The sequence below is a fragment of the Mesorhizobium sp. ESP7-2 genome (assembly GCF_020164715.1).
Taxonomy (GTDB): Bacteria; Pseudomonadota; Alphaproteobacteria; order Rhizobiales; family Rhizobiaceae; genus Mesorhizobium.
Map to the genome: position 1 here is coordinate 43,471 of NZ_JAIUGQ010000040.1, position 12,727 is coordinate 56,197.

The window sequence follows — 12,727 nt, forward strand, 5'->3', positions numbered from 1 at the left end:
CGGCCCTCCTAGATGAAGGTAATGGAGTAATCGTGGACGGCTTGCGGAACCTCGCCGGCGGGTGCGACGCCCATCAAGTTTGCAAGCGCGACGGCACCATCGATCCGACCTCGAGCCCTGGCTTTGACCAGCTTGCGGTTGCCGGCCGGGTCGCTCGTCACGACAGCATTGCCCATGCACATTTTCAGGACGGGATGGTCGCCATGGGCGATCCTGGCGTTCAGGATTTCACCCTCCAGAGTTCGCAAGGCCGGGCTCATGGATGCGAAGCCCTGGCCAAATTCGACGAAGATTTCGGCGATCCGTTCCTCCGTGAATCCGGCCTTCAGAAGCCAGGGCTTGAGATGCTTGAAATTCCAGCGATCAAAGCCGATCTGCCTCACGTCATTGGCCTGGCAGAAATCCCACAAGAAGCCCGCGACGAATTCATAATCGACGGACTTGCCGGGTGCTGCGAGCAACTGGTTTTCCCGATGCCAGACGTCATAGGGAACGCGATCCGCGCGGGCGCGATCGGCTATTGCGTCGCCGGGCATCCAGAAATACGGCTCGATGCTCCAGACGCCATCAATCTTCGCGCCGGCGAGGAAGGCCGTCAGATCGTTGATCGCCGAGAGGTCGAGCCCGCCATAGACCGGATAGCCACTCAAAGGCTTCGGCGGCGCCGAGCATGCGGCCCAGGCCGAGCGCGACACAAACGGCGCCGTTACCTCCACCCGCTGGTTCAGCACGAAGTTGCGGAAGATCGCCTCTTGCGCCGGCATCCGCTTGGCGTCGTTCGCCTGCTTCCGCAACTCCCGCAAATTGAGATAATCGCCGGCCGCCGGATTGGCCATCTTCAACGTTTCGTCTGAATACGCGTCGGCATCCAGCGGCGCGGTGTACACGATCACGACGACATGGGAATCGACGCCGGTCTGAGCGTCATCGATCAGCACGGAAAGTAGGTCGGCATCCGTTGGCGCCTGCGTCGAGATGATGATCGACATGGGATCATCATGCGCGCCCATGGAATTCTCGACGGCGGCATAGAGTTCTGAAACCGGGCCTTTAACCTGGCCGAGTTCATCGTGCACCGCGAACACCGGGGAAATGCCGTGCGTGGTGCGGACCTCAGCAGAGAGCGCCCGGTAGAGCGTGCCGAGTTCCGGGCAGTAGAGTTCCTTCACGGTATCCCTGACGATGACCGCGCCACCCTGTGCCGCGTCCATTTTTGGGTTGAGGCGCACCATCTTTGCAGCCAGGTTGAATAGGATCGCCGCCTGCTCTTTGGATTGCGCTGTGCTCGGCAGTTGCGAGTTGGGCCGATATTCCGGGCCTACCAGATGGAGCAGAAGCAGAGCGGCCGCGAGAGTGGATTTGCCGTTCTTTTTCCCCAGGGACAGGATCGCCAGCCGCGTCCCGTGCGGATTGTCGTAGATCTTGCGCAGGCCCTCTTTCTGCCACAGGCGGAGCCGCAGAGCCTTGCCGGCGTCGCGGCCGTCTGGCACGCGGATATTGCGTTCCAGCCATTTGATATTGCGCTCGGCGCGGGTCAGGCTTCCCACAGCTTGCGGCCTCCCGTCCCGTCGCCGGCCGGCTTCTTCTTCGACTTGTCCAACGTCGATTGCTGGCTCAGCCGCATGCGCGTTGCCAGAGAGGCGATGCACCGGCTTTCTCGCTCCTGCGCGCGAAGCAGCTCAACGTATTCGGCAACGTTGACCTCCTTGGCCCTGTCCACGTTCCCGATCAGCGTCGCGATCCGATCCGCGGCGACTGTGTGGCGGCAATACTGAGCGAGCAGCCCATGCGTCTCGGCCGGAAACCAGTTCGCCGGCAGGCGGTTGACGATCGTGCTCCAGACCTCGGCCTGCTCTTTGGTGAGGATCGCCAGGGGCTTTGGACGGCCCACGGCGGCAATGCCGGCCGAGCCAATGACGACGGACAGCGCCGCCGATGATTTTCGGCCTCTTACGCCCATTTTTTCGGCCCCCGGAACGTTTTTTGAGGGCGGTTATGAAGAGAACGGCCCCAAGCGGTCCCTAGCCCCGTTCGACCTATCGCCACAACAGTCCCGCCCGGGTTCATTGGTTCCTCCAGTGCGGCCAGCCGTCGGCATCGGAGCCACGCAGATGGCGTGTTCCACCGCGTTCGATGCTTTGCTTGTCGGAGTCGTGATGCTCCTTGCACAAACTCTGGAAGGGGCCAGTGAAGAACCTCTCCGGATCGCCGTTGTGTCGTTCGAGGTGATCGCACACCGTGGCGCGAACTTGCCTGCCTCTCCTGGCGCACATGCAGCAGAACGGTTGGCTGCTTAGCTGCCCATCGCGGATCTCGCGCCACTCTCGTGTTTTGTAGAGGTGAGCGTGCCGGCTCATTGCTTGGCCTCCTGATTGAGGCGGTTCTCAAGTGCCAGCCTGACCATGACGAGCAGTTTGAGGTCGTTGTAGCGCTTGCCGATGTCCTCGACGCTCAGGTCGACCTTGCTGGTTATGACGCGTTCGACGGTCGCCACGAGTTCGCCGTCTTTCGGCCCGTCGTAGATTTCGGCGTCGACCGACAGACCGTCATCGGCGATGATGAAGAGCACGAAACATTCGTCGAAATTCGCCGGTAGCGTGATCATTGGCGATACTCCATCAGTCGGCGGCGGATGGTGCGCGCCATCACGATGCTGGCCGGCGGCGGATTGGCCGGTCTGGCAGCGGCCTCCAGCTTGGTCTCGAGTTCTGCAATGCGGAGTTCCAGCCCCGACGTTGCGCTTGCGTCCAACTGAGCTACTGCAACCAAGCGTTCCTGGAGTTCGCCGAGCCGAGCATCCAGACGCTTCTCGGCCTGGGGATCAGCGACAGGCGCTGGCGGTGGCGGTGGCGGCGCCTGGGGCGCTAGTGGAAGGGCATCGCGGCGTGCCAACCATTCCAATCCGTGATCCTGCTCCTGCAGGAAAACCGTGTTGCCGCCGGTGATCGGAGGCTGGTTCAGCTTGAAGCGCATCTCGTTGACGGTGAGCTTGCCCTTAGCCTTATCCAGTGCGTCCATGCGCGCCAACGTGTCGGTGCGCAGCAAGCCATCCAGATCGAACTCAACGCCCAGGCTATCGCCAAGGCCGAGACCCTCGTCGAGCAAGGCCTCGATGGCTTCGATCAATCCCTGAAGACACTGCGAATAGTAGGCAGTGAGCATGGTCTCGATGTTGTTATAAGTCGGCGCTGCGCCAACCTGCACAAGCCAGCCAGGGACGTGATAGACTGCGGCGATCTGCTCGCTCGTCCATTTCAGTTGCTCGATCAGTTGCGCGTCGACAGCGTTGACCGAGAAAGCCTCGTATTTCATGCCATTTGACAGGATCGCGGTCTTGCCGGCGTTAGGTCCGGTAAAGCGCTGGCTCCACTCGGCCTTGAGCCTTTCCGCGGACGGCTGATCGATAGATCCCGGAATGGTCAGGATGCCGCCGGGCATCGCGCCGTTCTGGAAGAAGTTGGTGGCATTGGCCGCGATTGACATTCCCTGCATCGCCGGAGCGCCGGCCGCGAAGACCGGAGAGATGCCGATGAGGGGATGATAGAGCGTGTTCCAACGATCGTGGATGACTTCGCGGGCGGGAACGATGACCTCGCCTGGAAGTCCGGAAATCCTGTCCGTGGCCAATCGGTAAAAGACCGAGCCATCGTCAGCCACCAAGGGCTGGACACGGTTCCAATCCAACACGTACATGGCGACAACGACGCCGCGGCCGTCGCGCTGCTTCAGAACCAGCGTATTGCCGTGCTGAAGCTTGGAAAGCACCCATGTTTCGACGAACTGCTGCCGGGTCTGGAAGCTGTTCGGCTTCCGCAATACCGGGGAATAGGCGCCGCGCGCCGTCTCGATCCAGACACCGGAGGGATCGAGACCGATCAGTCTCAAGCCCAACTTGCCGATGTCGCCAGCGATGAGCGTTTGGCAGGCAAAGACGGTCGGATGTGACTGCACCGTGGTCCGGTCCACCGGTGGTGCGTTTCGCTGCCAGGCGCCGGCGAACGGCTCGCGAATGAGCGGCATCCAGCGGTCTGAGCCGGTAACGGAATTCAGCGCCTTGCGACGTCCGGTGAAAGGGATTGTGCGGCCAAATATTTTCATTCGCCGTCCTCAACGACGCTGTTGAGACCGCTCATGTCCCGGGTTTCGTAGCCTCTGCCGCTCTTATCGCGGCCGGCCTTCGCCATCAGCGCCCATGAACTGCCGGGAGGCGCATCGCCGGCCGAAACATCCTTCGTTGCCACCCACGACGAGCCGCCCTGAACGACGACGGAGCCGCGCGTGTAATCGCAAGCCCTCTGCCATGTGCCCTGGAATTTGATCCCATGACGCTCGATTTCGTCGAGCCTCTTTGCGACAACATCGAGCCGATCGATCAATTCCTGGTGCGCATTCTGCCGCTCCAATGCCATCGCCATCGGGACGGCGACAATCTCGACCATCTGTCGAGCCGTAAGCATCGCGTCGTGCTTGACACCAGCCTTGGCGAGCAATCCGGTTAGAGCCTTTCGGGCAAATGTTTCGCGCTCGGCCTGCGCGTCTTCCTCGTCCGTGTCATCCTCGTCGTCGCCGGGCCATGCTGCATCGTCGTCATGACCCGTGGCGGTTTTGGTGCTCAACCCGGCGCTGAGCTCGACCATCTGCCGGACCAGTCTGCTGCGCTTGGCTTTCAGCTTCGGTAGGGTCTTGTCGATGGCGAACAGAACATCGTGATCGGAATCGATCTTCCGAGCATGGGTCTGTTCGAGGCGCCGGATGGTCTCGTCAATACCGTCGATCTGCTTGAGCAGCGCGGGAGCTTCCACTAGGCCACCGGGCTGACTCCAGCGCGGCACGATGCTCGCCAGGTGCAAGCGGCGGCGGCGCGGTGCCTCTGCGAGGAATTTCGCGACGCTCTCACGCTCTTCGCGAGTCAGTATCCGGTTCTCGGTCACGAATTCTGTGAGCGCCGGCTTCGCGCCGAGCGTGACGAGTTGCTTCACGAAATCCCGTCGCTGCTCATTGAGCTTGCTAAGCTCCTCAAAACTCGCCGCGGTGACGTCCGGATCTTGAACGGTTCTGTCTACCTGCTTTTCGAGTTTAGAGATCTTCCGATCGATGGTGCCGATCCACCGGAGAAGCTTCTCACCCTCGCGCTTGTCCTCTTTGGAAAGAAGCCTATCGTCATCATCAGGCAGCGCGCCGGCGAGATGCTGAGCCTTCAGTCGTGCATTGGTCTTTTGCCTCTCGGCCTTCGATTGTGCCTGGGTCTCACTCGCCATTCGGTCTCTGCCGCGAATTAGGTGCTTCGATCCTGGATAACACACGCCGATTCGGAGGCGCGTTACGCGTAACGCGGGAGCGTCAGGAGCCGCTTAGAGCCTTCAGGAACGACGCAGCCGCCGCCGCGATCTTGTCCTGATCCTCGGCATCCCATTGCTGCAGATAGCCGCGCTCGATCAGCCCGTCGGCGATGTCGCCAAGGTCGACGAAGACCCCGCGAAGCTCGCGTTTCTGTTCGCGCTTGCGCTCGCGGTACCGGCGCTGCCTCTCGCGCTGGTCGATCGGCCGTGACGCCGTGTCGCTCATGACGGGAACACTCCGGCGATGGCGGCCAGAATGATGGCGAAGGCCAGGATGGTGAGCGCGACTTGACCGGCATACGTCGTTTTGCTGCGCCGGCTGTCCGTTTGATGGCGTCGTAGGAACGAACGATGTCCGCGAGAGTTGATGCTGCTAGGATTTTCACTCTCTAAGGAGCCGGCACCATGTTGTTTGAGCCGTTGAATTCGGACGGTCACCTCCGCAGCCTGGTTTACCATGGCGCCCGACTGCAGTTGTTGCATGATCGCGTGCTGAAAAAGTTCGACAAGGTGGCCGCCTCGGCGGACAAGGTGGAGGCCGCGGCAGAACTGTTCGCTGATGTTGCCCGGCCAGCCGAAAGCCAGGTGACGCTCCGTCATGACGCGTGACCCTTGGCCGCGGCGTAGGCGTTGGCCGACCCATCGTCGTCGAGATTGCCCGTCTTGCGCAAATGCTCCGCTGCCTCTGCCATCGACATGGTCATAAGGTTCGGCTCTCTCGCGCGCGTAGGCTCTAACCTTTCTTCCTTTCTTTCCGGAGCATAACTGTCTGATGCTGATGCTAATGCTGATGGCCATTGGCAAACGGATGGTTCTGCCATCTCGTCCGATGGTTCTGCCATCGCCGCGCGATTGGCATCTGCAATGGCTCTGCCATGCGGTCGCCACTTGGCCTCAGCGCCTTTTCTCCCTGCCGCGACCTTCCTTTCACGCTTCGAAGCGGCCTCGATCCGATCCTCATCGAGCCTCCGAAGGCCTTCAGCCATTAACGGGCCGATGGCCTTCGCAACCTCTTCCCACCTGTCCGAATCGACGCCAGTTATGCGCATCAAACGCGGAAGGTCTTCAGGCAGCGAGCCATGCTGCCAGGCGTGCCTGCGCAGGCGCTCATAGGCGCCAAATTCCTCGGCCGAGAGATGGCCTGTCAGGGCCGTCTCTGTGCCGATGTAGACTTTCATCCACACGAGGTCGGTCATGGCGTGGCGACCTCCCGGAAGGTGTCACGGCTGATGAAAGGCGCCATGACGATGATCGGGATCTGACGGTCGACAATGCCGAACCGCCAATCAGCGATCGGCAGCGAGAAGCCTTGGCTTGTGAGAAAGCCGACGATCGTATTGATCGGACGATCACCATCGATCTCAACCAGGGGCAGCATCGGACGACGGGTGACGATGCAAGTCTCGCCCTCGTCGTTCAGCATTCCGACGAAGTAATATCCGCGGTGCATCTCGCACTCCCAGACATGGGCAGCGCCTCGGCCGATGGCCGTTTCGCCATCCTCGGGATCGTAGATGAACAGCGCCTTTTCGAAGCTTGGCAGTTGCCATTTCGACGTGAAGGCCAGGGCAGCGCCGATGCCTCCCAAATCGGACACGGTGTCCGAATTGAGCCCTGATCGGGCAAGCTGCATCAAACGGCGCGCGCGGCGTTCATGGATGGCGGCGCGGTCGAGAAAGGGCAGCCACTCACCATGCGCGCAGGCCGCCTTTGCTTCGACAAGCATCTGGCCGGCGTCCATGGCTCTGGAAACGCTGGTGCACTCTGCGATGGCCGAGTCGGCCGCCGCCTGGCGCACTCGCTCGGCAAGGTCAGCCAATCTGTTCGAGAGCAGATCGGAAGTGTTCTGTTTTCCTTGAAAATCGGCGGAAGTACCGCTATTTTCGTGAACACTTGAGCTTGAGTGATCCCCCCTGGCGCCCGTCGATTGGTCCTCGGCGGGCGTTCGCTTTTCTGGTGCCATCAGTGCGCCCTCGCCAGTCGTAGCGCGTTGGCGAGCCTGATCGCCTCGATGGCTTCCGGGGTCGTCAACCCATATCGTGTCCTCAACTCAGGAACGCAGGCTTGGCCTGAGCGCTCGCGCGGCCCAGCCAAGAATTCAGCCGCGGCGCGCACCGCCTCGTCGGGTTGGAGGTCGGACTGATCCATCAGGCCGCCTCCCCCAGCATCTTCTCGAGCGCGGCCTTCGGTACCAGCAGGCGTTTGCCGATTTTGATCGATGGGATTTCGCCGCGCTTAGCGGCTTCATATGCCTGGTTCCTCCCAATGCCGAGACGATGCGCTGCCTCGACAATGGTGATGGTCGCGCGGGTGATCTGTTGGTCGCTCATTGCAACGGGCCTCCTTTTCTGTACCCGTGCAGAAAATATTAACCTCTCGCCTCCTTTACAAGGCTTTTCTGTACCCATATAGAAAATAGGCACAGGAAAGGACGAGCGAGCACATGACAGCCGATAAGAAACGTGGACGTCCCACCAAGGCGCCCACTCCGGGAGAGCGGGTTTCGCTGGGCCTACGCGTGACCGCCGACATGAAAGAGCGCCTTGATCGCGCTGCGGCCGAGAATGGTCGGTCTCAAAGCCAAGAGGCCGAATACCGCCTTGAGCGTTCATTCGGAGATGAGCGCCTTTTCACCAGTCCAGAAATGCGTTTCTGGGCCATCATGAAAGCCGGCCGCTTTGCGCAGGAAGGTCAGTTTTGCGCCGCCCAGAAAGGGCATCCCGGATGGTCCGATACCGAATGGATGGCCGATCCGGATTGCCGGCAGAAAGCAACCTTCGACGTCATCGACAGTCTCATCAAGGACGTCGTGGCCATGCCAGATGCCAACCCAGAAGATATCGCGAATTACATCGAATCACTGAAGGCCCGGTTCATCAACCGACTGGCTAGCGCCGGCAAGCTCAACATCAACGCGAAGTTCGACGAGGAGAAGAACTGATGCGCGGTAACATCACTCGTCGCGGCAAGTCTTCCTGGCGCCTCAAGTTCGATCTCGGCACCGATCCGGTCACCGGCAAGCGCCTGACACAGTTCGCCACCGTCCGCGGCACGAAAAAGGAAGCCGAGGCGGAGCTTTCCAAGCGCCTCAACCAGATCGACGAAGGCACGTTCGTCGAGCGCTCGACCGCGACGGTCGCCGAATATGCGCGGCATTGGTTGAAGACGATCGCCCCATCGAAGACAGCGGCTAAGACGCGGGAACGTTATGGCGAGATCATCGAGCAGCACATTGTCCCGCAGATCGGCGTCGTTGCGCTGCAGAAGCTCGACGGCACCAGGATCGACCAGTTCTATGACCATCTGCGCACCAGCGGCCGCCGCGACGGCAAGGGCGGCCTGGCTGCGCAGACCATCCAGCATGTCCACCGCCTTCTCTCGCAAATCCTGGCGTCGGCCGTGAAGGCGAGGAAGCTTCGTCAATCACCCATGCCCGCCGTGCAGACGACGCCTAAGGTGCGGCGTGAGGAAATCCAGGTGCTGGATGATGCCGAGTTAAAAGCCCTTCTCGGCCACCTGAAAGGCCGTTCGATCTACATGCCGGTGCTGATGGCTGCATCCACGGGAATGCGCCGTGGCGAGGTGCTGGCGCTGCGCTGGAAAGATATCGATCTCGATCGCTCCACCCTCCAGGTCGTTCAGGTCGTCGAGGAGACGAAGGCCGGCATCGCGATCAAGGAACCGAAGACCGACCGCAGCCGTCGCACGATCGCCCTGCCCGCTCGTCTGGTAATCGAGCTGCGCCGGCACCGTAAGGAATTGGCCGAGCACCGCCTGAAGCTCGGCATGGGCAAGGACGAGCAGGATCTGGCGTTCCCGACCTGGGATGGCCGCATTCGCACCCCTCGCCCCTTCTCAAAGGAATTTGCGCGCGAGGCCGAAACCGCTGGTGTGCCTCAGGTCACTTTCCACGGCTTGCGGCATACCCACATCACGCACTTGCTGCGCAGCGGCGTTCCCGTGCATGTCGTGTCGGCGCGCGCCGGTCATGCCAACCCGTCGGTTACGCTGAACATTTATGCACACCTTCTGCCAGGACAGCAGGAAGGTGCCGCCGCGGTGGTTGACGCGGCCCTCAATGCCGCACTACAGGAATGAACCGCGAACCGGTCGGGAACGCCTTCGGTGCCAATTCGGTGCCAACCGCTAGAAATCGACCGATACTGAATTTCCTAAGTGGTTGAAAAATCACGATGGAGGGATGGCCGAGCGGTTTAAGGCACCGGTCTTGAAAACCGGCGTGGGCGCAAGTTCACCGTGGGTTCGAATCCCACTCCCTCCGCCACAAAGTCAATGAATCAGGTATTTAGGCAAACTTTCCCTGCCGACGAAACGCAAAAATTGTGGAAAGTGACAGATACGGCATCCGCCCGAACCGGCGAAATCGTCACGATTAACGGATCGTTGACCGCGCTGTCCTATTCTGAGACAGCGCGGTCAGATCCCAACCGGACTGCGCAGGCGGCTTCGGCAACAGCACCCGCCCGCATTGTCGGAGCCGCCGCTACACTCTGGAATAAATACCAGCAATGGTTGAATCAACCGTTACTGCAGTTGTTGAAATTAGAACGAATATCCGCCGTCTTGCCGCCATCCACCACCGGTGCCCCGGTTCAAAAATGGCAAGCTTCTCGCTGTAAGAGAGCCGTACCTTCTATACCGCAACTGTTGTCATCCAGCAGGATGACAACAGCAGTGACGGCGGATGGCCTTCCAGCCCGGCTCCATGCAGCAGCGAAAGGCAGGGAGCCGGGTTGACCTTGTCGAATCTAGATGCGCTCGGCCTCCGGCAGGCGTACGATGAACTTGCGGGAGGGCATCTGGGAGGAGCCCTTTATGTTCGAGGTGCGGAGCTTTGTCGCCAAGATGGTGAAACGCGAGCGCATGGCTGCCGAGCAGCGCGTGACGCTGCCGATAGTGAAAACACTCGCCGACCGGCCGGTTCACATCAAACCCCGGCCCGCCAAGAACAGACCGGCTCCGCCGCAGCATCACGCCGCCAGCAACATGTAGGCTTTCAGACGCCTGCACTTTCCGCACAGGACCGAGCTTGAGGATTGAGCGCCGACGCTCGATCCTTTCGCCCTCTTTCTCCGGAACCCTGGTGCGGTGCCGGGGATATTTGCGACGTACCGGGACTGGCGGGCCTATATCACCAGGGGACGGTGCGGCCGAGGTAGTCGACATAGGTCAACCCTGGGGTTCCTCGCTTGGCAAGCAAGACGTTCACGAGGCTCGGCACACTCTCCTCGATGCTCAGCCGCCCATCCGGCCCTCCCAACTTCGTACGGACCCAGCCGGGCGCCATCAGCACCATGGCACGCGGTGTTGCGGCATGGCGGGCCGCGAAGCTTCGCATGAACATGTTCAGCGCTGCCTTGCTGCCGCGGTAAATCTCACGTTGACCCGTCTCATTGTTGGAGATGCTACCCTGCCCGGATGACATCACGCCGATCAGGCCGGTCGCCGGGACAAATGGCTCCAGGCTCTCGAGGACCCGCATCGGGCCGAGTGCATTTGTGACCATTACCCGCACGAACTCGTCGGTCGCCACATCGGCGATCGTTTCAGCCGGGTTATTTGTCACGCCGGCATTGACGAACACTATGTCGAACACCCTGCCCGACAGCCGGTCGCGCAAGGCCGCGACCTGATCGGGCTCGCAGATGTCGACCCTCTCGATTTCGAGCCGGCCTTCGAACTCGTCTGTGAGGTCGTGCAACTTGGTCTGGCCGCTGCCTTTCCGGATCGTGCCGACGACGTTCCAGCCTTTCCTGAGGAACTCGGCCGCCATTGCGTGGCCGAGGCCGCGCGATGCGCCGACGATGAGGATAGTATTTGACTGGGTGTTCAAGGCGCTCGTGGACATTGGGCAATCATTTTCGTTGGCTGGGATGACCGCAGATATGGGCAACCGGAGGCCATGCGCCAGACGCGCCGAATTCAAACTATGGTTGCATCCGACGCTATATCCGCCAAAACAGCTGGGATAAGGCTGTGCCATGGACAATGTGGACCTGAACCTTCTCGTGGCGCTGGACGTCTTGCTTGCCGAAGGCAGCGTGACAGGGGCGGCCCGACGGCTCGGCTTGAGCACCTCGGCGATGAGCCGGACGCTCACACGGCTTCGCGCAGCCACCGGCGACCCGCTGCTCGTCCGGGCCGGACGCGGGCTCGTGCCCACACCGCACGCCACGGAATTGCGCGACCGCGTCCATGAACTTACCCGGGATGTGCGATCGGTTCTGCGGCCGCAAAACATGCGCGTGGACCTGGCCACACTCGAATTGACATTCACCATTCGCGCCAGCGAAGCATTCCTGGAGTTCCTTTCCGGCCCGGTCGTGATTGCGGTTACCCGTGCGGCGCCCCGTGTCCGACTGCGCTTCGCGCCCAAGCCCGACAAGGACGCGCGTCCGCTTCGGGAAGGTCTCATCGATCTGGAGATCGGGTTGCTTGGAACGTCCGCGCCCGAGATACGCACCCAGTTCCTGTTCCACGACAAATATGTCGGCGTGGCCCGGGCCGGACATCCGCTTCTGACGGGCGCTGGTGTCACGCCCGAACGCTACGCCGCCTGTAAGCATGTGGTGGCATCCCGGGAAGGAAATGTCGTCGAGCCGATCGATGGAGCGTTGGTGAAGCTTGGCCTTCGACGCACCGTCGTGGTTGTCGTGCCCGGCTACCCCGATGCAATGCGGATCGTGCGCCAGTCGGACCTGGTAGCGACCGTGCCGCGCTCGTGTTTCGGCAACGCTGGCGCAAGCGACCACGCCGTCGCGACGGGTCTCGAGAGCTTCGAGCTCCCGCTTCCTGTTGCGGAGTTCAAAATATCGGCGATGTGGCATCCTCGCATGGACGCCGACCCGGCCCATCGTTGGCTGCGCGATACCGTGATGTCGGTCTGCCGGGCGGCCTATCCCCGGCGATGAAGCATGATTGCGCAGCGATCGCGAGCTCACATAACGCCAAGGCGCTGACTTGCTCAGTCCGGCTGCTGTGTGCGCTCCGCGATGGCAAATGCCTGCAGGTTCCTCGCCTTGCCGATGTCCTGATCGGCGTTTGCGATGATCGAGAAGAAGGCTGCTCTGGCAATATCCTTCTTCGAGGCCTTGGGGTGCGCTTTCCGGGCGGCTTTGACAAGCTGCTTGGGAGACATGTCGGGCGTGACGATCCTCATGAGGGTGTCGCCGATCGCACTCATTTCACTTGCGTCCATGATGGGCGTCCCTGTGCTGACCGCATTGGCACGATAGCAAGGACAACTCGCGACCGGCAACATGGTTCTGGAAATGAAAAACCCCGCGGGATTGAACTGACCCCGTAAAGTTGGACGGTTCATTGATCTGGTAGATTTAAGGGCTGGGTCCTGTATTGCACAGGGGCCA

At 61.2% G+C, this 12,727-nt stretch carries 17 protein-coding genes and 1 tRNA gene; 5 read left to right on the top strand and 13 right to left on the bottom strand.

From position 1 onward, the window contains the following. Positions 1–8: 8 nt before the first annotated feature. The 11 genes from LB543_RS27675 to LB543_RS27725 all read right to left on the bottom strand — a co-directional run bounded on the left by LB543_RS27675 (position 9) and on the right by LB543_RS27725 (position 7,669). The gene (locus LB543_RS27675) at positions 9–1,547 is read right to left on the bottom strand and encodes a terminase TerL endonuclease subunit (protein ID WP_224616418.1); all 1,539 of its coding nucleotides are present in this window, start codon (positions 1,545–1,547) and stop codon (positions 9–11) included. Beyond that, positions 1,535–1,960: a hypothetical protein gene (locus tag LB543_RS27680; protein ID WP_224616419.1), complete on the bottom strand. Its 426-nt coding sequence runs from the start codon at positions 1,958–1,960 to the stop codon at positions 1,535–1,537. Before LB543_RS27680 ends, LB543_RS27675 begins: the two co-directional genes overlap by 13 nt. Before the next feature lie 393 nt (positions 1,961–2,353). Continuing rightward, a complete protein-coding gene (locus LB543_RS27685) occupies positions 2,354–2,605 on the bottom strand; it encodes a hypothetical protein (protein WP_224616420.1) in 252 nt (83 codons plus the stop codon). Next, positions 2,602–4,098 carry a phage portal protein gene (locus tag LB543_RS27690; protein ID WP_224616421.1) on the bottom strand — a complete coding sequence of 499 codons (1,497 nt, stop codon included), beginning with the start codon at positions 4,096–4,098 and terminating at the stop codon, positions 2,602–2,604. Before LB543_RS27690 ends, LB543_RS27685 begins: the two co-directional genes overlap by 4 nt. After that, positions 4,095–5,258 carry a hypothetical protein gene (locus LB543_RS27695; RefSeq protein WP_224616422.1) on the bottom strand — a complete coding sequence of 388 codons (1,164 nt, stop codon included), beginning with the start codon at positions 5,256–5,258 and terminating at the stop codon, positions 4,095–4,097. The genes LB543_RS27690 and LB543_RS27695 overlap by 4 nt, the downstream gene beginning before the upstream one ends. Before the next feature lie 82 nt (positions 5,259–5,340). Continuing rightward, a complete protein-coding gene (locus tag LB543_RS27700; RefSeq protein ID WP_224616423.1) occupies positions 5,341–5,565 on the bottom strand; it encodes a hypothetical protein in 225 nt (74 codons plus the stop codon). Further along, positions 5,562–5,939 (bottom strand): hypothetical protein, encoded by a 378-nt coding sequence (locus tag LB543_RS27705; RefSeq protein ID WP_224616424.1) that lies wholly within the window; start codon positions 5,937–5,939, stop codon positions 5,562–5,564. Before LB543_RS27705 ends, LB543_RS27700 begins: the two co-directional genes overlap by 4 nt. Beyond that, entirely contained in the window at positions 5,936–6,535 is a 600-nt protein-coding gene (locus tag LB543_RS27710) for a DUF1376 domain-containing protein (RefSeq protein ID WP_224616425.1), read from the bottom strand. Before LB543_RS27710 ends, LB543_RS27705 begins: the two co-directional genes overlap by 4 nt. Further along, positions 6,532–7,302 carry a DUF3102 domain-containing protein gene (locus LB543_RS27715; protein WP_224616426.1) on the bottom strand — a complete coding sequence of 257 codons (771 nt, stop codon included), beginning with the start codon at positions 7,300–7,302 and terminating at the stop codon, positions 6,532–6,534. The genes LB543_RS27710 and LB543_RS27715 overlap by 4 nt, the downstream gene beginning before the upstream one ends. Beyond that, complete coding sequence (locus tag LB543_RS27720; RefSeq protein WP_224616427.1) at positions 7,302–7,487, bottom strand: hypothetical protein; 186 nt, start codon at positions 7,485–7,487, stop codon at positions 7,302–7,304. The genes LB543_RS27715 and LB543_RS27720 overlap by 1 nt, the downstream gene beginning before the upstream one ends. Beyond that, positions 7,487–7,669 carry a helix-turn-helix domain-containing protein gene (locus tag LB543_RS27725; protein ID WP_224616428.1) on the bottom strand — a complete coding sequence of 61 codons (183 nt, stop codon included), beginning with the start codon at positions 7,667–7,669 and terminating at the stop codon, positions 7,487–7,489. Before LB543_RS27725 ends, LB543_RS27720 begins: the two co-directional genes overlap by 1 nt. 113 nt (positions 7,670–7,782) lie before the next feature. Between LB543_RS27725 and LB543_RS27730 the strand changes: the two genes are divergently transcribed. From LB543_RS27730 to LB543_RS27745, 4 genes are all read left to right on the top strand, one after another. Continuing rightward, on the top strand, positions 7,783–8,280 hold the full coding sequence (locus LB543_RS27730; RefSeq protein WP_224616429.1) for a hypothetical protein: 498 nt from the start codon (positions 7,783–7,785) through the stop codon (positions 8,278–8,280). Next, positions 8,280–9,437, top strand: coding sequence for a tyrosine-type recombinase/integrase (locus LB543_RS27735; RefSeq protein ID WP_224616430.1), 1,158 nt, complete (start codon positions 8,280–8,282; stop codon positions 9,435–9,437). The genes LB543_RS27730 and LB543_RS27735 overlap by 1 nt, the downstream gene beginning before the upstream one ends. Positions 9,438–9,534: 97 nt before the next feature. Then, positions 9,535–9,624, top strand: a tRNA-Ser gene (locus LB543_RS27740). 551 nt (positions 9,625–10,175) lie between these two features. Next, positions 10,176–10,352: a hypothetical protein gene (locus LB543_RS27745; protein WP_224598082.1), complete on the top strand. Its 177-nt coding sequence runs from the start codon at positions 10,176–10,178 to the stop codon at positions 10,350–10,352. Positions 10,353–10,491: 139 nt separating this feature from the next. Here the strand turns inward: LB543_RS27745 and LB543_RS27750 are convergent, their stop codons facing one another. After that, positions 10,492–11,208 (bottom strand): SDR family NAD(P)-dependent oxidoreductase, encoded by a 717-nt coding sequence (locus LB543_RS27750; protein ID WP_224616431.1) that lies wholly within the window; start codon positions 11,206–11,208, stop codon positions 10,492–10,494. A 133-nt stretch (positions 11,209–11,341) separates the two neighbouring features. Between LB543_RS27750 and LB543_RS27755 the strand changes: the two genes are divergently transcribed. Continuing rightward, a complete protein-coding gene (locus LB543_RS27755) occupies positions 11,342–12,271 on the top strand; it encodes a LysR family transcriptional regulator (RefSeq protein WP_224598085.1) in 930 nt (309 codons plus the stop codon). A 53-nt stretch (positions 12,272–12,324) separates the two neighbouring features. On the opposite strand, the gene LB543_RS34240 is transcribed toward LB543_RS27755, so the two are convergent. Then, positions 12,325–12,558: a hypothetical protein gene (locus LB543_RS34240; protein ID WP_140758670.1), complete on the bottom strand. Its 234-nt coding sequence runs from the start codon at positions 12,556–12,558 to the stop codon at positions 12,325–12,327. Positions 12,559–12,727: the final 169 nt, after the last annotated feature.